Consider the following 22,638-nt stretch of genomic DNA (forward strand, 5'->3'; position numbering starts at 1 on the left):
CACGTGTGCACGGGGGGCGGCAGTCACGCACGGTGCGCCGTCGTGGCGCCTCTACCGGCTCGCGTCCCCCGAACGCACGGAGGACGTTCACAGAGAGTCACGTCCGGGTCAATGCGGAGCGTGACCGTTCACCCGATGGGGAGACCGGGCGCGGACCTCAGGTGCGCGGGTGGACGACGTTCTGGGCCGCCTCCAGGCCGGAGGCCAGCAGCTCCTCGGCGGCGTCGGCGGCCTCGGCGACCAGCAGGTCGAGCTCCTTGCGCTCGGTCGCGGAGAAGTCCCGGAGGACGAAGTCGGCGGGGTCCTGGCGGCCCGGCGGGCGGCCGATGCCGACCCGCACCCGCAGGTACTCCCGGGTGCCGGTGGACCGGCTGATCGAGCGCAGGCCGTTGTGCCCGCCCTCGCCGCCGCCGCGCTTGAGCCGCACCGCGGCGAAGGGGATGTCGAGCTCGTCGTGCACGACGACGAGGTCGGTCGCCGGGATGGAGTGGTAGTCGAGCAGCCCGCGCACCGGGCCGCCGGACTCGTTCATGTACGTCGTCGGCCGGGCGAGGACGACGCGGCGGCCGGCCAGCCGGCCCTCGCCGATCAGGGTGCGGGCGCGCTTGCCCTTGCCCGGGGACAGCCGCACGCCGGCGCGGGCGGCGAGCTCGTCGAGCACCACCGCCCCGACGTTGTGCCGGTTGCCGGCGTAGCCGGGACCGGGGTTGCCCAGCCCCACGACGAGGAAGGGGCCCGCGGAGGGCGGGGACGCCGCAGGGGCGCCGGCGGGTGCGCCGGCGCCCCTGCGGGACGTGCTCTCGGTCAGCGGGGACCTCAGCTGTTCTCGGTCGACTCGATCGACTCGCCGCCGCCCTCGGCCTGCGGCTCGGGCACGACGTCGCCCAGGCCGGTGCTCTCCTCGGCCGGCGCGGACTCCTCGCGCTCGATGCCGGCCTCGGCCTCGGCCTCGGCGAGCTCGGCGTCGAGCTGCTCGGCGGTCGGGGCGGCCATGACGTTGACGACCAGGGCCTCGGCGTCGGTGAGCACGGTGGCCCCGCCGGGGAGGGTCAGCTCGCCAGCGTGGATGCCGTTGCCGGCCTCGCGGCCGGTGACGTCGACCTCGACGGTCTCGGGGATGGCGGTGGCGGGCGCCTCGACCGAGACGGTGTTCAGCTCGACGCTGACCAGGGTCTCGGCGGCGGCCTCGCCCACGACGGTCACCGGGACGTCGACGGTGACCCGCTCGCCGCGGCGGACGACGAGGAGGTCGACGTGCTCGTGCACGCGGGTCAGCGGGTCGCGCTGCACCGACTTGGTGAGCGCGAGCTGCTCGGTGCCGTCGAGGACGACGGTGATCAGGGCGTTGGCGCCGCCGTTGCGCAGGACCGCGGCGAACTCGCGGGCCGGCAGCGACAGGTGGACGACGTCCTGGCCGTGCCCGTACAGGACGGCGGGGATGCGGCCCGCGCGGCGGGTCCGGCGGGCGCTGCCCTTGCCGAACTCGGTGCGGGCCTCGGCGACGAGGCGGTGGTCAGCCACGGTGTGCTCCTCAGGTGGATCGGCCGGTGTGCCGGCGGCCGCGCGCGGCACACCTCGGTCGGAGCACACGCACGTCGATCACGGAGTCGGACGGGCCGCTCCCTCGCCGGGCGACTGCCCATCCTACGCGACGGGCCGGGGTGCCCGTCGCGGACCGCCCGTCGCTGACCGGACGAGAACGTCCGCCTGACGGTGGCGACGGGGGTCGCGCCACGCCGACGGCCCTCGCTAGCGTGCCCGGCGATCTTGGGAGGCGCCCTCCGGCCGGGAGGGCCGACACGCTCGTGGAGGAACGCCGTGCTGGATGTCGCCGTCCGCGCCGGGAACCGGGTCAAGCGGGAGGTGCTGGGACGGGTCGCCCCGGCCCGGGAGCTGTCCGCGCGGCGGTACCGCCGGCGCCTGCAGCGGCACCGGCCGCACGTCCCCGTCCTCGCCGACGGCCGCGCCGACGTCCTCACCGCGCTCCGCGAGGAGGGCGTGTGCGTCACCACCCTCGACCGCCTGGGCCTGCCCGGCACCGCGCAGCTGCGGGCGGGGCTGGAGTCGCTGACCGCCGACACGGCGCGGCACGCGGTCCCGGGCGCCGACACCAGCCGGCCGCCCCTCGACGACGTGCTGGCCACGCCCGGCGTCTGGCAGTGGGGGCTGGAGAGGGAGCTGCTCGACCTCGCCGAGGCCCACCTCGGCCTCCCGGTCCGCTACTACGGCGCGGACGTCCGGTGCGAGCACGCGACCGCGCGGCCGGTCGGCGTGCGCCAGTGGCACCGCGACGTGGAGGACCACCGGATGTTCAAGATCCTGGTGTGGCTCAACGACGTCGACCTCGACGGGGGGCCGTTCGAGTACGTCTCCCGCCGGCACACCGAGCGCCTGACCCGGGAGCTGCGCTACGTCACCGGCTTCGTCAGCGACGACGGCATGCGGCGGCACGTGCCCGAGGAGGAGTGGCGGCAGGCGACGGGGCCGACGTGGACGGCGGTGGTGGCCGACACCCGGTCGGTCTTCCACCGGGCGATGCCCCCGGTGCGCCGGGACCGCTGCTCGGTGACCTTCACGTACACCTCGCGCACGCCGATGACCACGCTGCCCGTGCCCCGGGTGACCGAGCGCCAGCGGGAGCTGGCCTCCCGCGGTCTCGACGAGCGTCAGCTCGCCTGCCTGCCGCGCGCCTTCACGCGCTGACCGGCCCGCTCAGCTGGCGCCGCCGAAGAGGCTGGTGACCGAGCCGTCCTCGAAGACCTCCTTGATCGCCCGCGCCAGCAGCGGCGCGATCGACAGGACGGTCAGCTTGTCGAACTGGCGCTCCGGCTCGATGGGCAGCGTGTTGGTGACGATGACCTCGCTGACCCTGCTGTTCTTCAGCCGGTCGACCGCCGCGCCGGAGAGCACGCCGTGCGTGGCGCAGACGATGACGTCGGCGGCGCCGGCGTCGAACAGCGTCTCGGCGGCCTTCACGATGGTGCCGCCGGTGTCGATCATGTCGTCGACCAGGATGCAGACCCGGCCCTCGACCTCACCGACGACGCGGTTGGCGACGACCTCGTTGGGCTTCATCGGGTCGCGGGTCTTGTGGATGAAGGCCAGCGGCACCCCGCCGAGCTTGTCGCTCCAGCGCTCGGAGACCCGCACCCGCCCGGAGTCCGGGGACACGACGGTGGTGTCGCGGTCGCCCCAGCGCTCCTTGACGTGGTCGACGAGCAGGTCGAGGGCGAAGAGGTGGTCGACCGGGCCGTCGAAGAAGCCCTGGATCTGCGCGGTGTGCAGGTCGACGGTCATCAGCCGGTCGGCACCGGCGGTCTTGAACAGGTCGGCGACCAGCCGGGCGGAGATGGGCTCGCGGCCGCGGTGCTTCTTGTCCTGCCGCGCGTAGGGGAAGAACGGGACGACGACGGTGATCCGCTTGGCCGAGGCGCGCTTGGCGGCGTCGACCATGAGCAGCTGCTCCATGAGCCAGGTGTTGATCGGCGCGGCGTGGCTCTGGACGATGAAGGCGTCGCAGCCGCGCACCGACTCCTCGAAGCGCACGAACAGCTCACCGTTGGCGAACTCGTAGGACGCCGTCGGCGTCGGCGTGACCCCGAGGTGACCGGCGATCTCGGCGGTCAGCTCCGGGTACGCCCGGCCGGAGAAGAGCATCAGGCTCTTGCTGGTGGTCTGCCGGATCGCGCTCATCGGCTCGTCTACCCCTGGTCGTCGGATCGGTCGGGCCGGCCTGCCCTACTCGGCGGCGTCGGCACCGGTGCCGGCCACCTCGGCCCCTTCGTGTCCGGCCGCTGCGGCGGCCCGGGCGGCGGCTGTCCCGGGACGGCGCCGCTGCACCCAGCCTGCCACATTCCGCTGCCGCGCCCGCGCGACACCCATGGCGCCCGGGGGCACGTCCTGGGTGATCACCGACCCCGCCGCCGTGTATGCGCCGTCACCCACGGTGACCGGCGCCACGAGCATCGTGTCGGACCCGACGCGCACGTCGTCGCCGATCGTCGTGTGGTGCTTGGCCACGCCGTCGTAGTTGACGAACACCGTGGCCGCGCCGATGTTGGCGCCGCGGCCGATGGTCGCGTCGCCGACGTAGGACAGGTGCGGCACCTTCGACCCCTCGCCCACCTGCACGTTCTTGGTCTCGACGAAGGCGCCCACCTTGGTGCCCGCGGCCAGCCGGGTGCCCGGCCGCAGGTAGCTGAACGGGCCGACCGAGGCCCGGGGGCCGACGACGGCGCCCTCGCAGTGCGACCGGACGACGCGCGCCCCCTCCGCCACGGTGCAGTCGGTGAGCGTGGTGTCGGGCCCCACGACGGCGCCGGCGGCCACCGACGTCGTCCCGCGCAGCTGCACCCCGGGCTCGAGCAGGGCGTCGGGCGCGACGTCGGCGGTGACGTCGACCCAGGTGGTGGCGGGGTCGACGACGGTGACGCCGCCGCGCATCAGCGCGTCGAGCACCCGGTCGTTGAGCGTGCGGCGGCGGGCGGCGAGCTCGACGCGGTCGTTGCAGCCCAGCACGTCGGTGGGGTCCGCGGCGCGGACCGCGGCGACCGGCGCGCCGCCGTCGACCAGCGGGGCGAGGGCGTCGGTGAGGTACTGCTCCCCCTGCGCGTTGTCGGTGGCCAGGCCGGCGAGCACGCGCCGCAGCGTGCCGGCGTCGGCCACGTACACGCCCGCGTTGACCTCGCGCAGCGCCCGCTGCTCGGCGGTGGCGTCGCGTTCCTCGACGATCGCCCGGGGTGCGCCGCGCCCGTCGCGCACGATCCGGCCCAGCCCGGTCGGGTCGTCGACCTCCGCGGTGAGGACGGTGAAGACGCTGCCGGCCGCGGTGTGGGCCGCCACCAGCGACTCCAGCGTGCCGGCGGTGAGCAGCGGGGCGTCGCCGTTGACGACGAGGACCGGCCCCTGCAGGTCGGGGACGGCGTCCACGGCCACCCGGGCGGCGTGCCCGGACCCGAGCTGCTGCTCCTGCAGCACCGTCCGGGCGCCGGGCGCGACGGCGGCCAGGTGCTCCTCGACGGTCTCGTGGCCGGACCCGACGACCACCAGCGTGGTGCCGGCGCCCAGCGGCGCGGCGGCGGCCAGCACGTGGCCGAGCATCGAGCGCCCGCCGAGCTCGTGCAGGACCTTCGGGGTGGCCGACCGCATCCGGGTGCCCTGGCCGGCGGCCAGGACGACGACGGCGGCAACTGCCTGCTGGGGGCTCACGGATCTCCTCCGACGGGTGGGGCCGCCGGTGGACGCACCGGCGCTGCTCGGAACGCGGCTGGGGGGACGGCGGCAGGGGGACGCTGCTGGGGGACTCGGACTCGAACCGAGACCTCCCGGCTCCAAAGGCCGGCGGGCTGCCGATTACCCCATCCCCCACCGCGGCACCGTCCCCGCACGGCACCGCCGGCCCGAGCCTAGGGGCCGTGCCGGGGGCGGGCACGCCTCCCCGGACCGGGCCCGGGCGGCGCGTCTCCCTACGGTGACGTAGGTTACGCACCACCCAGCCGCCGGTCGTGCAGCAGACGCGCGACCCGCGACGGACCCCACTCCTGGAGGCTCCCCGCTCGTGTCCGCCCCCTCCCTGACCCGGCCGACGGCCTTCCGACCCGCCGATCCCGACGCCGGCCTCCCGGCGAACGCCTACGGCAAGGAGAAGGGCCACCTCGAGCAGCTGGTCCTCTACGTCTTCGTCGTCGTCCCCTTCGTCGCACTGGCGGCCATCGTCCCGGTCGTGTGGGGCTGGGGGCTGTCCTGGCTCGACGTCGCGCTGTTCGCCGCCTTCTACTTCGTCCCGCTGCTCGGGGTGACGGTGGGCTACCACCGCTACTTCACCCACGGCTCGTTCAAGGCGAGGCGGCCGCTGCGCATCGCGCTGGCGGTCGTCGGGTGCATGGCGGTCCAGGGCCCGGTGGTGCAGTGGGTGGCCGACCACCGGCGGCACCACGCGTTCTCCGACCGCGAGGGCGACCCGCACTCGCCGTGGCGCTACGGCACCGACGCCCGGGCGCTGCTCAAGGGCATGTGGCACGCCCACCTGGGCTGGCTGTTCGACCGGAGGCAGACCAACGCCGCCCGCTACGCCCCCGACCTGCTGAAGGACCGCGGCCTGCGGATCACCAGCCGGCTGTTCAGCCTGTGGGCGTTCCTCAGCCTCGCCCTCCCGGCCGTGATCGGCGGCCTGGTGACGCAGAGCTGGATGGGCGCCTGGACCGCCTTCTTCTGGGCCGGCCTGGTGCGCACCGGCCTGCTGCACCACGTCACCTGGTCGATCAACTCGATCTGCCACGTGGTGGGCAGCCGGCCCTTCGCCTCGCGCGACCGCGCCACCAACTTCTGGCCGCTGGCCGTCCTCAGCGCCGGGGAGTCCTGGCACAACCTGCACCACGCCGACCCCACTTGCGCCCGGCACGGCGTGCTGCGCGGGCAGGTCGACATCAGCGCCCGCGTCATCTGGGTCTTCGAGAAGCTCGGCTGGGCACACTCGGTGAAGTGGCCGGACCCGGTGCGCCTGGCCGCCAAGCGGCAGGCGGCCGAGCCGGCCGCGGCCTGACGGGCCGGCAGGACAACGGTGTCCCCCGGGGACCGCGTGCCCCGGCCACGCGTGCGGATGAGCGCCGCGCAGCGGCGGGAGCAGCTGGTCGCGGTCGGCCGTGCCGTGTTCGCTGAGCGCGGCTACGACGCGACGTCGATCGAGGAGCTCGCAGTCCGCGCGGAGGTGAGCAAGCCCGTCGTCTACGAGCACTTCGGCGGCAAGGAGGGTCTCTACGCCGCCGTCGTCGACCGGGAGATGCAGCAGCTGCTGAGCCGGTTCACCGCGGCCCTGGCGCAGGAGGGCGGGCCGCGGACGCTGCTGGAGCGCGCGGCGCTGGTGCTGCTGGACTACGTCGAGGACGACACCGAGGGCTTCCGGGTGCTCTCCCGCGACGTGCCGGGCTCGGGCACCTACTCCTCGCTGCTCGGCGAGCTCGCCCGCCGGGTCGAGCACATCCTGGCCGGGCAGTTCGCCGGCCGCGGCTACGACCCCGCGCTGGCCGGGCTCTACAGCTCCGCGCTGGTCGGCATGGTGGCGCTGGTCGGCCAGTGGTGGCTCGAGCACCGCTCCCCCGCCAAGGAGGAGGTCGCCGCGCGGCTGGTGGACCTCGCGTTCTCCGGCCTGTCCCGCCTCGACCCCTGGCCCACGCTGCGCACGACCGGTCCCGGCCGGGCCTGAGGGGCCCTCAGCCGACCAGGCGCGCGCCCGGCACCGGCCCGTGCACCACCCGCACGGTGCGGAACACGCCCTCCCCCGCCAGGGCGGCGGCCAGCCGCAGCGCGGCGTCCTCGTCGTCGGCGAGGGCGGCCACGGTGGGCCCGGAGCCGCTGACCAGCGCGGCCGCCGCGCCGGCGCCGGTGGCCGCCCGCAGCGCGCGCCGCAGCGACGGGCGCAGCGAGAGCGCCGCGGGTTGCAGGTCGTTGGCCAGCGCGGCGGCCAGCGCGGGGGCCGGCCCGCTGCGCAGCGCGGCGAGCACCGGCTCCGACGGGGGCGCGCTCGTCCCGTCGGGCACCCGGCCCGCGGCACGCAGCCGGTCGAGCTCGGCGTAGACGGCGGGGGTGGACAGGCCGCCGTCGGCGATGCCGAGCACCCAGTGCCACTGCCGGCGGGCCAGCACGGGCGTGAGCAGCTCGCCGCGGCCGCTGCCCAGCGCCACCCCGCCGGCCAGGCTGAAGGGGACGTCGCTGCCGAGGCGGGCGGCCAGGCCGGTGAGGTCGCCGCGGGTGGCGTGGGTCCCCCACAGCGCGTCGAGCGCGACCAGGGTGGCCGCGGCGTCGGCGCTGCCGCCGGCGAGCCCCGCGGCGGCCGGGATCGTCTTGTGCACCTCGATCGCGGCGTCGGCGGCCACGCCGGCGTGCTCGGCGAGCAGCTCGGCGGCCTGCCAGACGAGGTTGCGCCGGTCGGTGGGCACCGGGTCGGGGCCACCGGTGCCCTCGCCGCTCACCGCGACCGACAGGCCCTCGCCACGGCGCACGGTGACGGTGTCGAGCAGCGACACGGCCAGGTACACCGTCTGCAGGTCGTGGAACCCGTCGTCGCGCAGCGGGCCGACGGCGAGGGAGACGTTGACCTTGGCCGGCGCGTGGGCGGTGACCGCGCCGTCGACCCGGCTGTGCCCGGCGCCGCCGGGCGAGGACCAGCTCACGACGACCAGCTCACGACGACCAGCTCACGACGACCGGCTCACGGTGCGGTCGCCGCCAGCCGGGCGAAGTCGGCCACCGACAGCCGCTCACCGCGGGTGGCCGGGTCGATGCCGGCCGCGCGCAGCCGCGCCTCGGCGGCGGCCGGGCTGCCCGCCCAGCCGGCGAGGGCGGCGCGCAGCCCCTTGCGGCGCATGCCGAAGGCGGCGTCGACGACGGCGAAGGTGGCGGCGCGGTCGCCGGGCGGCGGGTCGTGCCGGTCGAGGGCGACCAGGCCGGAGTCGACGTTGGGCTCGGGCCAGAAGACGCGGCGGCCGACGTTGCCGGCGCGGCGGGCGGTGCCGTACCAGGCGGCCTTCACCGACGGGACGCCGTAGGCGGGGCTGCCGGGCGGGGCGGCCAGCCGCTCGGCCACCTCGGCCTGCACGAGCACCAGGGCGCGCCGCAGGGAGGGCAGCAGCTCCAGCAGGTGCAGCAGCACGGGCACGGCCACGTTGTACGGCAGGTTGGCCACCAGCGCCGTGGGAGGGGGTCCCGGCAGGTCGGTGAGCCGGAGCGCGTCGGCCTCGACGACGGTCAGCCGGCCGGCCAGGTCCGGCCTCCGCTCGGCCACCGTGGCCGGCAGCCGGGCGGCCAGCCGGGGGTCGATCTCCACGGCGGTGACGGCCGCGGCGGCGGGCAGCAGGCCGAGGGTCAGCGAGCCGAGGCCGGGGCCGACCTCGAGGACGACGTCGTCGGGCCGCAGCCCCGCGGTCCGCACGATCCGCCGGATGGTGTTGGCGTCGTGCAGGAAGTTCTGTCCGAGGGTCTTGGTCGGGCGCAGGTCGAGCTGCTGGGCCAGGTCGCGGATGGCGGCCGGGCCCAGCAGCCCGTCGGTCTGCTCGGGGGTGCTCAGCGGGTGGACCTCAGCTGAACAGCCGCGGCCCGCAGTGCGGCCACTGGCCAGCACCGGAGCGGGCGTAGAGCATCTGGGCGCGCATCGTCTGCTCCTCGGGCGAGGCCTGCGAGGGCAGGCCGGTGCCGCCGACCGCCTGCCACGTGCCGACCGAGAACTGGTAGAGACCGTGGTACTTGCCGGTGGCGCTGACCGCGTTCGGCCGGCCGCCGGACTCGCACTGCGCCAGGGCCGCCCAGTTGAGCCCGTCGGCGGTGGCCGGGACCCCGCCCGAGGGCGCCGGGCGCTCCTTGGTGCCGACGCTGACCAGCTCGTCGACCGGCGGGACGGTGACGCTGGTGGCCAGCTGCTCGCGGGCGGTCTCCACGCCGTCGACGACGGTGACCCGGAAGGTGGTGGCCTGCTCGCCGTCCACGCCCCGTTGCGTGATCGTCTCCTCGCCCTCGAGGGCCTCGGGGTCCTCGGTCTCGACGGTGCGGTGCGGCACGGGGGTGGTGACGACCTGCTCGGTGACCTGCACGCGGAAGACCTGCAGGTGCATGGCGGCCAGCAGCGGCTGGCTCGGGTAGAGGCTGGTGCGGTCGTGCTCGCCGAGGGTCACGCCCTGCTCCGCCAGGAGGTCACCGGCGGTGGCGGCGGTGGTGGTGACCACGCGGGTGGCGCCGTCGACGACGAGGGTGACGTCCTTGGGCGTGCTGATCGACAGCGACATGCCGTCGAGCGGGAGCCGCTCGCTGCGGCTGGCCGACAGGACCATCCCCTCGGAGCGGTAGCCGAGCTGCTCGAGCGCCTCGTCGACCGACAGCGCGGTCACGTAGACCTCGCTGCTGACACCGTCGACGGTGAGCTGCAGCGGGCGGGCGCGGTTGACCACCACGGTGTCGCCGTCGCCCACCTCGGCGTCGGCCGCGGGCAGGACGACGTCGTGCGACTGCGTCTCCAGACCCTCCTCCGCCAGCACCTCGCCCACGGTGTCGGCGTACGTGCGGACCTCGCGGGCCTGCCCGTCGACGGTGAGGGTGAGCGACTTCTGCGCGGCGAACCACGCGAGCGAGCCGCCCACCAGTCCGGTCAGGACCAGGGCGAAGAGGGCGAGCTTCAGCGTTCGGGGCACGGTTCTCTCACGGGGAGGGGGACCGGAGCGGCGATCCACGCGCAGGCGGCAGCCGGCGCCAGGGGGACCCCGGGGCCGTGGGAGCCGCCCGGGTGGGTCCCCATCCCGGAGGTCGGTCACGACACGATAACGAGCGCGGTGCGGGTGGCTTCGGTGCGTGCGGAGTCAACCACCGGGCCGAGATGTCGATACGGCGCCGCGCCGACACGGTCAGTGACGGGCGCGCCGTCCGTGACGTGTGTGACGACTGTGTTCGGTGCGGCTACCAGGTGAGCGAGCTCACCCGCGGTCCACCCGGTCGGGCGACCGGGGAGGTCAGCCGGCGAGGGCGCGCTCGCTGATCTGCACCGGCCGCAGCCAGGTGAGCAGGAAGCCGGCCACGGCGAGACCGGCCGCGAGCCCCGCGAACCCGCCGGCCACCAGGGCGACCGGTACCAGGTCGACGCGCTCGGTCACCCGGTCGCCGAGGTCGATGCCCCCGACCAGCAGCAGCGTGCCCAGCGGCAGCAGGGCCAGCACGCTCGTCGCCGCGCTCACCAGGTGGGCCGTCCAGGTGCGCAGCGCCTCGTCGACGGGGACGTCGGCGCCGTCGGCCGGCAGCGGCCGGAGGAGCACCCGCAGCAGCGCCACCTCGGCGAGCAGCCAGGCGACGAGCGGGACGGCGACGGCGGTCCAGCCGACCGGGTCCGACAGCTCCCCGCGCTGCCACATGAAGACCGCGACGGCGATCTCGGCGACGACGACGGCGCGCATCGTCCAGAGCAGCCACAGCGAGATCTGCTCGCTGCGGCGCGGCCGGCGCGCGGGCTCGGACAGCCGCCAGCGCGGGCGCGGGCGGGTGGCCTCGGCGAGCACCACGCCGGCGAGCAGGCCGGCGACCAGGGCCGGCAGCCACAGGAAGACCGACGCCTCGGCGAACACCACGACGCTGGCCACGACGGCGACCAGCCCGAGGAGCAGGCCGACCCGCCGCACCCGGCGGCCGTGCTGGGCCTGCCGCTGCACGGTGGCCACGCCCTCGCGGGTGGGGGTGGTGAAGTCGACGGCGGCCGAGGCGACCGCGCGGCGGCCCGAGGCCAGCGCCCACGCCCGCGCCAGCAGCACGCCGGGCACGAGGACGGCGATGAAGAGGACGACGGCGATGAGGCGGCCCACACAGACAGTGTGCCTCGCCCGGGGGCCGCACCGGTCCGCTCGGTGCTACCAGCTGCCGAAGACCCGCTCGGCGTTCGCGGTCAGGGCGTCGCACAGCTGCGCGAGCTCCACCCCGGTGACCTCGGCCAGAGCCCGGACGGTGTGCGGCACCAGCCGGGAGGCGTTGGGCCGGCCGCGGTGCGGGACGGGCGTGAGGAACGGCGAGTCGGTCTCGACGAGCAGCTGCTCCAGCGGCGTCAGCGCCGCGGCCTCGCGCAGGTAGCCGGCGTTGCCGAAGGTCAGCGTGCCGGCGAAGGACAGCACGTGGCCGCGCTCGACGCAGGCCCGCGCGAAGGCCGCGTCGCCGGAGAAGCAGTGGAAGACGGTGTGCTCGGGGGCCCCTTCGTCGTCCAGGACGCGGAGGATCTCCTCGTGGGCGTCGCGATCGTGGACGACCAGCGCGACGCCGCGCTCCTTGGCGATCCGGACGTGGGCGCGGAACGACGCCTCCTGCGCCGCCCAGCCCTCCGGTCCGGTGCGGTACCGGTCGAGGCCGGTCTCCCCCACCGCGCGCACCCGGGGCATCGCCGCGAGCCGGTCGATCTCGGCGAGGGCGTCGTCGGTCGCCGCTCCGGTGCCGGCCTCGTTGGGGTGCACGGCGACGGCGGCGAGCACGTTGCCGTGGCGCGCCGCGAGCCCCGCCGACCACCGCGAGGAGGGCACGTCGACGCCGACCTGCACCAGCCGCGGCACCCCGACGGCGGCCGCGGCGGCGATCTCCGCGTCGACGGCGTCGTCGTCGACGGGCTCGTCGCTGCGGAAGCCGGACAGCACGATGTCGAGGTGGGTGTGGCTGTCGACGGCCGGCGCGGGCAGCGGCTCCGGGGACGGCGGGGGCTCGCCCCGCCGGTTGGCGCGGGCACTCGCCGAGCGGCTCACTCGCCCTCGTCCAGCCGACGCAGCTCGTCGGCGACGATCGACTCGTCGAGCTTCCTGAACACCGGCGTGGGCGGGCTCAGCGGCACCCCCGGGGACAGCGGGCGGGAGGCCCAGACCGCCTGCGCGGCGTCGTAGTCGCCGGTGATGACCGGGTACGGCGAGCCGTCGTCGAGGTCGGTGACCTCGTCGACGCGCGGCGCCGGCGACCACACGCCGGTCCCGCCGAGCAGCTCGTGCACCTTCTGCGCGGAGTGCGGGAGGAACGGGGTGAGCAGCGCGTTGCAGTCGCTGACCGCCTGCAGCGCCGTGTGCAGCACGGTGTCGCGGCGGGCCGGGTCCTCCTTGAGCTTCCACGGCGCCTGGTCGGACAGGTACTTGTTGGCCTCGCCGACCACCCGCATGGCCTCGGTGGCCGCCGCCTTCTGCCGGTTGCGGGCCAGCAGGTCCCCGATCGGCGCGAACGCACCCCGGGTCGCCTGCAGCAGCGCGCGGTCGGCGTCGGTCAGCTCGCCCGGCGTGGGGACGGCGCCGACGTTCTTGGCCGCGAGCGACACGGTGCGGTTGACCAGGTTGCCCCAGCCGGCGACCAGCTCGTCGTTGTTGCGGCGCTTGAACTCCGACCAGGTGAAGTCGGTGTCCTGCGTCTCGGGCCCGGCGACGGCGATGAAGTAGCGCAGCGCGTCGGCGTCGTAGCGGGCGAGGAAGTCGCGGACGTAGATGACCACCTGCCGCGAGGAGGAGAACTTGCGGCCCTCCATGGTGAGGAACTCGCTGGAGACCACCTCGGTGGGCAGGTTGAGCCGGCCCAGCGGACCCGGCGAGCCGCCGCGGTCGCCCTCGCCGTTGTAGCCCAGCAGCTGCGCGGGCCAGATCTCGGCGTGGAAGACGATGTTGTCCTTGCCCATGAAGTAGTAGGCGTCGGAGTCCGGCGTCTGCCACCACTGCCGCCACGCCTCGGGGTCGCCGGAGCGGCGGGCCCACTCGATGGACGCCGACAGGTAGCCGACGACGGCGTCGAACCACACGTAGATGCGCTTGTCGGGCCGGTCGCGCCAGCCGTCGAGCGGCACCGGCACGCCCCAGTCGATGTCGCGGGTGTAGCTGCGCGGCTTGAGGTCCTCGAGCAGGTTCCGGCTGAAGTTGAGGACGTTGGGCCGCCAGCTGCCGCGGGTGGCCAGCCAGTCGCCGAGGGCCCGGGTGAAGGCGGGCAGGTCGAGGAAGTAGTGCTCGCTCTCGACGAAGCGCGGCGTCTCGCCGTTGATCCGGCTGACCGGGTTGATCAGGTCGGTGGGGTCGAGCTGGTTGCCGCAGTTGTCGCACTGGTCGCCGCGGGCGCCGTCGTAGCCGCAGATGGGGCAGGTGCCCTCGATGTAGCGGTCGGGCAGGGTGCGGCCGGTCGACGGGCTGATGGCGCCCAGCGTCGTCTGCGGGAAGACGTACCCGTTCTTGAGCAGCCCGAGGAAGATCTCCTGGCTGACCCGCGCGTGGTTGACCGTCGTGGTGCGGGTGAACAGGTCGTAGGACAGGCCCAACGCCTGCAGGTCGCCGACGATGACCCGGTTGTTGCGGTCGGCGATCTCGCGCGGCGTCACCCCCTCGGCGTCGGCGGCGACGGTGATCGGGGTCCCGTGCTCGTCGGTGCCGCTGACCATGAGGACCCGGTCACCGGCCATCCGGTGGTAGCGGCTGAAGACGTCGGAGGGGACGCCGAAGCCGGAGACGTGGCCGATGTGCCGGGGGCCGTTGGCGTAGGGCCAGGCCACCGCGGTCAGGATGTGCCGATCACTCACACCGCCGAGCGTAGTGAGCCGGGTCGGCCGGGTCGGTCAGTGACCGGAGACGGCGGCCGGAGCCGGCGGCTCGCCGCCCACCGGGGTGGTCAGGGCGAGGGCGCCGAGGGCCACGCCGACGAGGGCGGCGGTCGCCAGCCGCAGCCGCGGGTGGGCCACCGGGGCCGGCCGGGGACGGCCCCGCGGCGGGGCGGCGGCCGCCCAGGCCACGGTCGTGGGCGCCGACACCAGCAGCAGCTTGCCCACCGGGACGGCGAGGGCCAGCAGCGCCAGCGCGGGCAGCGGCAGCGTCGTCGGCGGGTCGAGGGACGTCGTCCCGGCGGCGACGGTGAGCCCGGCGACCAGCAGCAGCTCGGCGCCGGCGACGCCGGCCGGGAGCCGCCGGCCGGAGCCGTCGAGGACGGCCAGCCCGCCGGCCGCGCACAGCACGATCCAGCCGGCCAGCCCGCCGAGGACGGCGGCGACGAGCACCCCGGAGGGCCGCGGGGTCGCCGTCATCAGCCCGTCGAGGCCGGTGAGCCCCGCGGCGAGCAGGGCGAGGGCCTGCAGGACGGAGACGGCCGCCAGCAGCAGGACCGTCACCGGCCACCGGGCGGGGTGCCCGGGCACGCGGGTCGGGAGGGGGGCGTCGAGGACGCTGGTCGCCACGGATCTGCTCCTGGCCGGGGACGTCGGTCACCGGTCAGGTCGTCGCGCGCGCCCGCGCGCTGGAGTCCGGGCGGAGCGGCCTCACCCCTCCGGGTCAGCGGACGCTGCGGCGGGCCTCCCGGTCGGCGGCGGCCCGCGCGGCGGCGGCCTCGCCCTCGGCGCCGGCCAGGCGGCTGTGGCGGCGCCCGTAGGCGTAGTAGATGACGAAGCCCAGCGCCATCCAGACGGCGAAGCGCACCCAGGTGTCGGCCGGGAGGTTGAGCATCAGGTAGATGCAGGCCAGCGCCGAGAGGATCGGCACGAACGGCACCAGCGGCACGCGGAAGGCGCGGTGCAGGTCGGGCCGGGTGCGCCGCAGCACGATGACGGCGATCGAGACGAGCACGAAGGCGAACAGCGTGCCGATGTTGACCAGTTCGGCGAGCGTGCCCAGCGGCAGGAACCCGGCGAGCAGGGCGACGAAGATCCCGGTGCCGATGCTGATCTTGTACGGGGTGCCGTAGCGGGGGTGGACGGTCGCCATCGCCGGCGGCAGCAGGTGGTCGCGGCTCATGGCGAACAGCACCCGCGACTGGCCGAGCATGAGGATCATGACGACCGACGTCAGGCCGGCGAGGGCGCCCAGCGAGATGACGCTGGAGACGAACGAGAGCCCCACGCTGCTGAAGGCCTCGGCCAGCGGCGCCTCGGTGGACAGCTCGGTGTAGGGCTGCATGCCGACGACGACGAGGGAGACCGCGACGTAGAGCAGCGTGCAGATCACCAGCGAGCCGATGATGCCGCGCGGCAGGTCCTTGCGCGGGTTCCTCGTCTCCTCGGCCGCGGTGGCGACGATGTCGAAGCCGATGAAGGCGAAGAACACGATCGACGCGCCGGCGATGACCCCGCCCCAGCCGAAGGTGCCCTGGCTGAAGCCCAGGAGCTGGATGAGCGGGGCGTGCCAGCCGCCCTCCCCCTCGGCCGCGGGCTCGGCCGGCGGGACGAAGGGCGTGTAGTTGTCCGCCGTCAGGTAGAAGAGGCCGAGCACGATGACCAGCAGGACGATCGCGACCTTGATCGCCACGATCACGCTGGTCACCCGCGACGACAGCTTGATCCCCAGCACGAGCACCGCGGTCATCAGCAGCGCGATGAAGATCGCCGGGATGTTGACCGTCGCCGTCTCCCCCGCGATGGAGGTCGGCAGCGCGACGCCGAGGTCGCCGAGCAGCTGGTTGAGGTAGCCCGACCAGCCGACCGAGACCGTCGCCGCGCCGAGGGCCAGCTCGAGCACCAGGTCCCAGCCGATGATCCAGGCCACCAGCTCCCCCATGGTGGCGTAGGAGAAGGTGTAGGCCGACCCCGCCACCGGGACCGTCGAGGCGAACTCCGCGTAGCAGATCGCCGCGAGCGCGCAGACGACGCCGGCGATGACGAAGGAGATCGCCACGGCCGGCCCGGCGGTGGTCTTCGCGACCTCGCCGGTGAGCACGAAGATCCCGGTCCCGATGATGACGCCGACGCCGAAGACGGCGAGGTCGAGACCCGACAGGTTCTTCTTCAGCCGGTGTTCGGGTTCCTCGGTGTCGCGGATGGAGTCCTCGACGGACTTGATCCGGCGTGCGGTGTCGGCCACGGCGTCCCCCTGCTGGTGCGGCGGTCGGTGCGGTTCCGTCCTCCGGGGAGCGTGGCACGGGGGGCGGGCGCTCGCACGCCTACGCTTCCCTCGCCCGCCCTCGCGGGCGGATCGGAGGAGGTGCGCCCGTGGCCGATCCACGTCCGGCGACGTCGCCGGGGCCACCGCCGGGGCCACCGCCGGGGCCACCGCCGGGGCCGCTGGGGCCGCCGCTGCCCATGGCACGGCCGCGGCCGATGGGGGCGCCGCGCGAGAGCGCCGCCCGGCCGGCGGGTGTGCCGGCGGTCGTCGACTGCGCCGTGTACGTCGACGGCCACCGCCAGCCGCCGGTGGACCCGGGCGAGGCGCTGGCGACCGCCGCCGAGCGCGGCGGCTTCGTCTGGCTGGGGCTGTTCGAGCCGACCGAGGCCGAGCTGGGGCGGATCGCCGAGCGCTACGGACTGCACCCGCTGGCGGTGGAGGACGCCGTCTACGCCCACCAGCGCCCCAAGCTCGAGCGCTACGACGACGACCTGTTCATGGTGCTCAAGACGGCGACCTACGTGGAGCACGAGGAGCTGACCTCGACCAGCGAGGTGGTCGGGACCGGCGAGGTGATGGTCTTCCTCGGCCGCGACTACGTGATCACCGTGCGGCACGGCGAGCACGGCGACCTCGCCGACCTGCGGCACCGGATGGAGGAGCAGCGCGACCTGCTGTGCCTCGGCCCGGCCGCGGTCCTCTACGCGGTGGCCGACCTCGTCGTCGACGCCTTCGTCGAGGTGGTGGCCGCGATGCAGGACGACGTCGACGAGCTCGAGGCGTCGGTGTTCAGCCCGCACCGCACCGACGACATCGGCCGGCTCTACCAGCTCAAGCGCGAGCTGATGTCGCTGCGCCGGGCGGTGGCGCCGCTGGAGGTGCCGCTGGCGAAGCTGGCCGAGCGGCCGGTCGACGTCGTCCCCGACGCCATGCGCTCCTACTTCCGCGACGTGCAGGACCACGCCATCCGGGTGCGCGACCAGCTCGGCGCGCTCGACGAGCTGCTGTCGTCGATCCTGCAGGCCTCGCTGGCCCGCACGTCGATGGCCGACAACGAGGACATGCGGAAGATCTCCGCCTGGGCCGGGATCATCGCCGTCCCCACCGCGATCGCCGGCATCTACGGGATGAACTTCGAGTACATCCCCGAGCTGCGCTGGCGCTACGGCTACTTCCTGGTGCTGGCGGTCATCGCGGTTGCCTGCGTTCTGCTCTACCGCGGCTTCAAGCGCAACGGCTGGCTGTAGCCGCTTGACCGGGCATTGGAAGCTATTCGCACGTCACGGGGGCCCAGACGTGCGCATAGCTTCCAATGCCGCGCCGGGGCGCTACCGCCTGTGGACGAGCACGTCCCGTCCACAGATGCCCTGCAACAGCCTCGTGGGCCGGCACGGCCCCGGCACGGTCCCCGCGTGCAGTGGCGAGAGCGGATCACCGAGGTCCTCACCGAGTGCGCAGGCGTCGCGAGTCGTAGGGAACTGCTCGCGCACGTGCCGGCGACGGTGCTGGACGGCTTCATCGGGCGTGGGACGCTGACACGGGTCTTCCCGCACGTCTACGCCGCACGTGGTCACCGGTTGGACGACGACCTGCTCCTCCGCGCCGCCCTGTGCCACGCGGGTCCGGGAGCGGCGGTCAGTCACACGTCCGCGCTGGCGGTGTGGGGCCTGGTGGAGCTCCGCCGTCCCGTGCACCTGACCGTCGACCAGAGCGTCCGCCGAGCCGGCAGCCAGGACCTCGTCGTCCACCGGCGCCTCCGCTTCAGTGCAGAGCCGCCGCAGTGCGTCCTCCGGCGGGGAGTACCCGTCACCGAGCTGGCGCACTCCCTGGTCGACTCGTGGCCGCTCCTGCCTCCCGCCGAACGTCGCCCCCTGGTACTGGATGCGGCCCGCCGGCGCCTCGTGACCGCGGCGGGGCTGATCGGGGCACTGGCCGAACGTCCGAACGTCGGCGGCCACAGGACGCTGGCGCAGGCCATCGACCTGGTGCACGATGGCTGCGAGAGCGAACTCGAGGCTCTGGGCGTCCTCGGCGTTTTCCGTCACCGCTCCCTACCGCGCAGCACCGGCCAGTACCGCCTGTCGTTGCCGGAAGGCACCTTCCGGCTGGACCGCGCGTGGCCGGAGGTCAAGCTGGCGGTCGAGCTCGACGGAGCCCGCCACCACACGTCTCCGGAAGACCGGCGCAGGGACCTGGCCCGGGACACGGCGCTGGCCGCACACGGGTGGGTGGTCCTCCGGTTCACCTACGCCGACGTTCGCCGGGACCCGGACCTCGTCCGCCGGCGGGTCCTCGAGGTCTACCGCATGCGGGCCGCTCAGCTCCGCGTGAGCTGACGTCCCCGCCTCGATCGACGCGGCATGGGAAGCTATCCGCACGTCCGGGGCGTGAGAACGTGCAGATAGCTTCCTATGCCACGCACCGCCCGGGCGGCACGGCCGGGTCAGGTGGGCTTCGCGGCGACGACGGCGTCGTAGACGGTCCGCCGCGGCAGGCCGGTGCGGGCGACCACGGCGCGGATGGCGTCCTTGCGACCGGCGCCCGCGGCCTCCTCCTCCGCCACCAGCGCGGCGAGCTCGGCGGGCGAGAGCGACACCGGCCGCGGCACCGCGCCGGCCACCACGACGGTGATCTCCCCGCGCACGCCGTCGGCCGCCCACGCGGCGAGCTCGGCCAGGGACCCGCGGCGGACCTCCTCGTGCGTCTTGGTCAGCTCCCGGCACACCGCGGCCGCCCGGTCCCCGCCGAGGGCCTCCGCGGCGTCGGCCAGCGCGTCGGCGAGCCGGTGCGGGGACTCGAAGAAGACCATCGTGCGGCGCTCGTCGGCCAGCCCCGCCAGCCGCGCGCGGCGCTCCCCCGCCTTCCGCGGCAGGAAGCCCTCGAAGCAGAACCGGTCCACCGGCAGGCCCGACACCGCCAGCGCCGTCGTCACCGCCGTGGGCCCGGGCACCGAGGTGACCTCGATGCCGGCGTCGACCGCCGCGCGCACCAGCGTGTAGCCGGGGTCGGACACCGAGGGCATCCCCGCGTCGGTGAGCAGCAGCACGGTGGCGCCGTCGGCGAGCGCCGCGAGCAGCCCGGGCAGCCGCGCACGCTCCACCGACTCGTGGAAGGTGACCACCCGGCCGGTCACCGTGACCTCCAGGTCGGCCGCCAGCCGGTGCAGCCGCCGGGTGTCCTCCACCGCCAGCACGTCGGCCGAGGCCATCACCTGCCGCAGCCGCGGGCCGACGTCGCCGGGCTGGCCGAGGGGGGCGCCGCCGAGCACGAGCCGTCCGGTCACGCCGTCGAGCCTGTCACGCCGGCCCCGTCGGGCGGTCCACCTACCCTGGCGGCCATGGCGGTCCTGGCTCCCGAGCGCGCCGACGCCGGGCCGCCGCAGGACCGGCCCCGCGCGGCCCGGCGTCGACCGGTCCCGCGCCCCCGGGTCGACCGCGTCCCGCCGCTGCCCGGCGACCGCCTGCTGTCCTGGCTGCTCGCGCTCGGGCTGGGCCTGCTGACGCTCGTCAGCCGCCTGGTCGGCATCAGTTACCCCGACACCCTGCTCTTCGACGAGGCGTACTACCCGCCCGAGGGCTGGGACCTGCTGACCTGGGGCCACGAGTACAACCGCGGCTACACGTTCATCGTCCACCCGCCGCTGGGCAAGTGGATGATCGCCGGCGGCGAGGCCGTGTTCGGCTACACCAGCCTGGGCTGGCGGTTCCCGTCCGCGGTGGCCGGGGCGGTCGCCGTCGTCCTGCTGGTCCGGCTGGCCCGGCGGGTCACCGGCTCGACGCTGCTGGGCGTCGTCGCGGGGCTGCTGCTGGCCCTCGACGGCCTGGCCTTCACGCTGTCGCGGATCGGCCTGCTCGACGTCTTCCTGCAGGTGTTCGTCCTCGCCGCCGTCGCCTGCCTGGTCGTCGACCGCGACCGCGTGCGCGAGCGGGTGCGGCGGCACCGGCCGGTCCCGGCCACCGGCTTCCGGCTCGGCCCCCGCGGCTGGCGGATCGCCGCCGGGCTGCTGTTCGGCTGCGCCTGCGCGGTCAAGTGGAGCGGCCTGTACTTCCTCGCCTTCGCCGCCGTGCTGTCGCTCTTCTGGGACCGCGCGGCCTGGCGGGAGGCCGGCGTCCCCCGCCCGACGGCGACGGCGCTGCGCCGCGGCCTGCCCGGCGCCACCTGGGCGCTGGCCGCGGTGCCGGTGCTGACCTACGTCGCCAGCTTCGCCGGGTGGTTCCTCGGCGAGACCGCGCAGGGGCGCTGGTGGGCGCAGCGCAACCCGGAGACGGCGTTCCCGTGGGTCCCCGACGCGCTGCGCTCGTGGTGGCACATGCACGTGGAGTGGTGGACGTTCCACAACGGCCTGTCCACGCCGCACCCGTGGGAGTCCGGGCCCTGGACCTGGCTGGTCAACGGCCGGCCGATCCTGCTGTGGAACCCGCAGGGCCTCACCGACGCCGCCGGCGAGCAGGTGGTCCGCTACGTCCTCATGGTCGGGACGCCGACCCTCTGGCTGGCGTTCGCGCCGGCGCTGGTGTGGACCGCCTGGCGCATCGTCGCCCGCCGGGACCCCGCCGCCGTCCTGGTCGCCGTCATGGTCGCTGCGGGCTGGGGCACGTGGTTCCTCAACCCCGAGCGCACGATGTTCGTGTTCTACACCGCGCCGGTGCTGCCGTTCTTCGTGCTCGCCGTCGTCCTCGTGCTGCAGGACGTCCTCGGCCGGGCGACGGACCCGCCGTGGCGCCGCACCGCCGGCCTGGCGGCGGTCAGCGGCTACGTGGCGGTGGTGGCCGGCACGTTCGCCTTCTTCTACCCGGTGCTCACCGGGCAGCCGCTGACGCACGCCGAGTGGCTCACCCGGATGTGGTTCCCGTCCTGGTACTGACGCCGCCCGGCCGGCACACCCAGCGGTAGACCTGGCCGTCGCGCAGCTCCACGGCCGCCGGAGGGTCCGGGTCCGGGGCGGCGGCGAGGAGGGCGAGCACCCGGGTCCGGCCGCGGGTCACCGCGCCGTCGGGCCCGGTCCAGTGCAGGTACGGGTGCAGCAGCGGGCGCAGCCGCCCGGGATCGCGGTCGGTCACGGCGGCCAGCACCGCCGCGACCACCTCAGGAACGGGCGAGGACGGCACGGGGCAGTGCCGGCACGACGACCAGCGGGTCGGGTCCGCCGACGGCGTCGTCGTGGCGGCCGGGGTGGTCGAGGACGGACAGCACGTGCCGCACGGCCTCGAGGCGGGCGCGCCGCCGGTCGTTGGCCCGGACCACCGTCCACGGCGCGGACGGCGTCGAGGTGGTGGCGAGCACCGCCTGCTCGGCCCGGGTGTGGTCGTCCCAGCGGTCGAGGACGGCGAGGTCGCCGGCCGTGAGCGCCGGCGGGTCGCGGCGCAGCGCGAGGCGGGTCCGCTGCTCGCCGCGGGACACGGCGAACCACAGCTTGACCAGGTGCAGGCCGCCGGCCACGAGCAGGCGCTCCGCGGCGGCCGCCGCCGGGAGGGCGTCCCCGGTCCCCGCCTCCACCGCGGGCCGGCCGAACCAGGACCGGTCGAACAGCACGATCTCCCCGGCGGCCGGCAGGTGGGCCAGCGAGAGCCGCACCGGGCCCTGCGGCCGGTCCGGCGCCGCGACCACCCGGACGGTGCGCGGGTCGAGGTGCTCGGTGATGCAGCGGACGAACCCGCTCGTGCCCGCGGCGTCGCGGCCCTCGACCACGATCGCCACGCGCCGGCGGCGCTCTTCGACCTGCCGCTGCAGCTTGAGCAGCTCCAGCTGCAGCCGGCACAGCTGCGGCTCGTAGTCGCGGCGGCGCAGCAGCTCGGGGTACGGGTGGTCCTCGCGCCAGGTCTGCGGCCGCTGCGGCGCGCCGGTCCCGTCGGGCACCGCCCGGCCCGGCGTCCACCGGCCGGTGTCGGCGCCCCCCGCGCCGCGCGGGCGCGAGGCGGGTGCGGCGGCCCGGTGCGGCGGCGGCAGGGACCCGCGCGGGACCGGCACCACGACGTCGGGCGGCCCGGCCGGCGCGGGCAGCCGCAGCAGCTCCAGCGGTGCCCACACCACGCGCGGCACGCCCACCCGCTCGACCCGGACCCGCACCCGGCAGCGGCCGTCGGCGTCGTGCCGCCACCCCAGCAGCGCGCCGGCCCGCCAGGCGCCGTCGAGGTGCAGCTCCACCGGCTGGGCCTCCGCGAGGGAGGCGACCGGGGTCCGCTGCGCCGCCATGCCGGTCACGCTAGGTCCGCCTGCGGCCGGCCCGGCTGCGCACGTGTGACGAAGTCGCGGACCCCGCGCTGGCGAAGCCGTCCAGCGACGGCCGCCCGGGAACGAGACGACGCCGCCGGGGCGG

Annotated in this window: 21 protein-coding genes and 1 tRNA gene; 6 read left to right on the top strand and 16 right to left on the bottom strand. The window is 75.3% G+C overall.

Annotation, left to right across the window (positions count from 1 at the left end):
- Positions 1-157 precede the first annotated feature (157 nt).
- Positions 158-721: an aminoacyl-tRNA hydrolase gene (pth, locus tag ACI8AD_RS05625; protein WP_456869544.1), complete on the bottom strand. Its 564-nt coding sequence runs from the start codon at positions 719-721 to the stop codon at positions 158-160.
- Positions 722-816: 95 nt separating this feature from the next.
- Positions 817-1,521, bottom strand: a complete 705-nt coding sequence (locus ACI8AD_RS05630) for a 50S ribosomal protein L25/general stress protein Ctc (protein WP_456869545.1) — start codon at positions 1,519-1,521, stop codon at positions 817-819.
- A gap of 297 nt (positions 1,522-1,818) precedes the next feature.
- Between ACI8AD_RS05630 and ACI8AD_RS05635 the strand changes: the two genes are divergently transcribed.
- Entirely contained in the window at positions 1,819-2,703 is an 885-nt protein-coding gene (locus tag ACI8AD_RS05635) for a hypothetical protein (protein WP_456869546.1), read from the top strand.
- Between the two features lie 9 nt (positions 2,704-2,712).
- Here ACI8AD_RS05635 and ACI8AD_RS05640 read toward each other — a convergent pair whose 3' ends face one another.
- The 3 genes from ACI8AD_RS05640 to ACI8AD_RS05650 form a co-directional block, all read right to left on the bottom strand.
- Positions 2,713-3,693, bottom strand: coding sequence for a ribose-phosphate diphosphokinase (locus tag ACI8AD_RS05640; RefSeq protein WP_456869547.1), 981 nt, complete (start codon positions 3,691-3,693; stop codon positions 2,713-2,715).
- 45 nt (positions 3,694-3,738) lie between these two features.
- The gene (glmU, locus tag ACI8AD_RS05645; RefSeq protein WP_456869548.1) at positions 3,739-5,208 is read right to left on the bottom strand and encodes a bifunctional UDP-N-acetylglucosamine diphosphorylase/glucosamine-1-phosphate N-acetyltransferase GlmU; all 1,470 of its coding nucleotides are present in this window, start codon (positions 5,206-5,208) and stop codon (positions 3,739-3,741) included.
- 86 nt (positions 5,209-5,294) lie between these two features.
- A tRNA-Gln gene (locus ACI8AD_RS05650) sits at positions 5,295-5,367 on the bottom strand.
- Between the two features lie 190 nt (positions 5,368-5,557).
- Between ACI8AD_RS05650 and ACI8AD_RS05655 the strand changes: the two genes are divergently transcribed.
- Together ACI8AD_RS05655 and ACI8AD_RS05660 are read left to right on the top strand one after the other, a co-directional pair.
- Positions 5,558-6,541: an acyl-CoA desaturase gene (locus ACI8AD_RS05655; RefSeq protein ID WP_456869549.1), complete on the top strand. Its 984-nt coding sequence runs from the start codon at positions 5,558-5,560 to the stop codon at positions 6,539-6,541.
- A 36-nt stretch (positions 6,542-6,577) separates the two neighbouring features.
- A complete protein-coding gene (locus tag ACI8AD_RS05660) occupies positions 6,578-7,201 on the top strand; it encodes a TetR/AcrR family transcriptional regulator (RefSeq protein ID WP_456869550.1) in 624 nt (207 codons plus the stop codon).
- 7 nt (positions 7,202-7,208) lie between these two features.
- Here the strand turns inward: ACI8AD_RS05660 and ACI8AD_RS05665 are convergent, their stop codons facing one another.
- The 8 genes from ACI8AD_RS05665 to ACI8AD_RS05700 all read right to left on the bottom strand — a co-directional run bounded on the left by ACI8AD_RS05665 (position 7,209) and on the right by ACI8AD_RS05700 (position 16,301).
- Positions 7,209-8,168: a 4-(cytidine 5'-diphospho)-2-C-methyl-D-erythritol kinase gene (locus ACI8AD_RS05665; protein WP_456869551.1), complete on the bottom strand. Its 960-nt coding sequence runs from the start codon at positions 8,166-8,168 to the stop codon at positions 7,209-7,211.
- Positions 8,169-8,206: 38 nt separating this feature from the next.
- Entirely contained in the window at positions 8,207-9,115 is a 909-nt protein-coding gene (gene rsmA / locus ACI8AD_RS05670; protein ID WP_456869552.1) for a 16S rRNA (adenine(1518)-N(6)/adenine(1519)-N(6))-dimethyltransferase RsmA, read from the bottom strand.
- The gene (locus ACI8AD_RS05675) at positions 9,072-10,175 is read right to left on the bottom strand and encodes a ubiquitin-like domain-containing protein (protein WP_456869553.1); all 1,104 of its coding nucleotides are present in this window, start codon (positions 10,173-10,175) and stop codon (positions 9,072-9,074) included. Before ACI8AD_RS05675 ends, rsmA begins: the two co-directional genes overlap by 44 nt.
- A 315-nt stretch (positions 10,176-10,490) precedes the next feature.
- Entirely contained in the window at positions 10,491-11,330 is an 840-nt protein-coding gene (locus ACI8AD_RS05680; RefSeq protein ID WP_456869554.1) for a hypothetical protein, read from the bottom strand.
- 45 nt (positions 11,331-11,375) lie between these two features.
- Positions 11,376-12,248, bottom strand: a complete 873-nt coding sequence (locus ACI8AD_RS05685) for a TatD family hydrolase (protein ID WP_456869555.1) — start codon at positions 12,246-12,248, stop codon at positions 11,376-11,378.
- Positions 12,245-14,038, bottom strand: coding sequence for a methionine--tRNA ligase (gene metG, locus ACI8AD_RS05690; protein ID WP_456869556.1), 1,794 nt, complete (start codon positions 14,036-14,038; stop codon positions 12,245-12,247). The genes ACI8AD_RS05685 and metG overlap by 4 nt, the downstream gene beginning before the upstream one ends.
- A gap of 36 nt (positions 14,039-14,074) precedes the next feature.
- Positions 14,075-14,686 carry a hypothetical protein gene (locus ACI8AD_RS05695; protein WP_456869557.1) on the bottom strand — a complete coding sequence of 204 codons (612 nt, stop codon included), beginning with the start codon at positions 14,684-14,686 and terminating at the stop codon, positions 14,075-14,077.
- A 94-nt stretch (positions 14,687-14,780) separates the two neighbouring features.
- Positions 14,781-16,301, bottom strand: coding sequence for an amino acid permease (locus ACI8AD_RS05700; RefSeq protein ID WP_456869558.1), 1,521 nt, complete (start codon positions 16,299-16,301; stop codon positions 14,781-14,783).
- Positions 16,302-16,537: 236 nt separating this feature from the next.
- Between ACI8AD_RS05700 and corA the strand changes: the two genes are divergently transcribed.
- Both corA and ACI8AD_RS05710 read left to right on the top strand, forming a co-directional pair.
- Entirely contained in the window at positions 16,538-17,569 is a 1,032-nt protein-coding gene (gene corA / locus ACI8AD_RS05705; RefSeq protein WP_456869559.1) for a magnesium/cobalt transporter CorA, read from the top strand.
- A 255-nt stretch (positions 17,570-17,824) separates the two neighbouring features.
- Positions 17,825-18,658 carry a DUF559 domain-containing protein gene (locus tag ACI8AD_RS05710; protein ID WP_456869560.1) on the top strand — a complete coding sequence of 278 codons (834 nt, stop codon included), beginning with the start codon at positions 17,825-17,827 and terminating at the stop codon, positions 18,656-18,658.
- Between the two features lie 107 nt (positions 18,659-18,765).
- On the opposite strand, the gene rsmI is transcribed toward ACI8AD_RS05710, so the two are convergent.
- On the bottom strand, positions 18,766-19,605 hold the full coding sequence (rsmI, locus tag ACI8AD_RS05715; RefSeq protein ID WP_456869561.1) for a 16S rRNA (cytidine(1402)-2'-O)-methyltransferase: 840 nt from the start codon (positions 19,603-19,605) through the stop codon (positions 18,766-18,768).
- A 54-nt stretch (positions 19,606-19,659) separates the two neighbouring features.
- On the opposite strand from rsmI, the gene ACI8AD_RS05720 reads away from it, so the two are divergent.
- Positions 19,660-21,186, top strand: coding sequence for a dolichyl-phosphate-mannose--protein mannosyltransferase (locus ACI8AD_RS05720; RefSeq protein WP_456869562.1), 1,527 nt, complete (start codon positions 19,660-19,662; stop codon positions 21,184-21,186).
- Here ACI8AD_RS05720 and ACI8AD_RS05725 read toward each other — a convergent pair.
- A complete protein-coding gene (locus ACI8AD_RS05725; RefSeq protein ID WP_456869563.1) occupies positions 21,155-21,394 on the bottom strand; it encodes a hypothetical protein in 240 nt (79 codons plus the stop codon). The two genes, ACI8AD_RS05720 and ACI8AD_RS05725, sit on opposite strands and share 32 nt — an antisense overlap.
- 13 nt (positions 21,395-21,407) lie before the next feature.
- A complete protein-coding gene (locus ACI8AD_RS05730) occupies positions 21,408-22,514 on the bottom strand; it encodes a polyphosphate kinase 2 family protein (RefSeq protein WP_456869564.1) in 1,107 nt (368 codons plus the stop codon).
- Positions 22,515-22,638 lie beyond the last annotated feature (124 nt).

The organism is Geodermatophilus sp. SYSU D00766, from assembly GCF_054049915.1.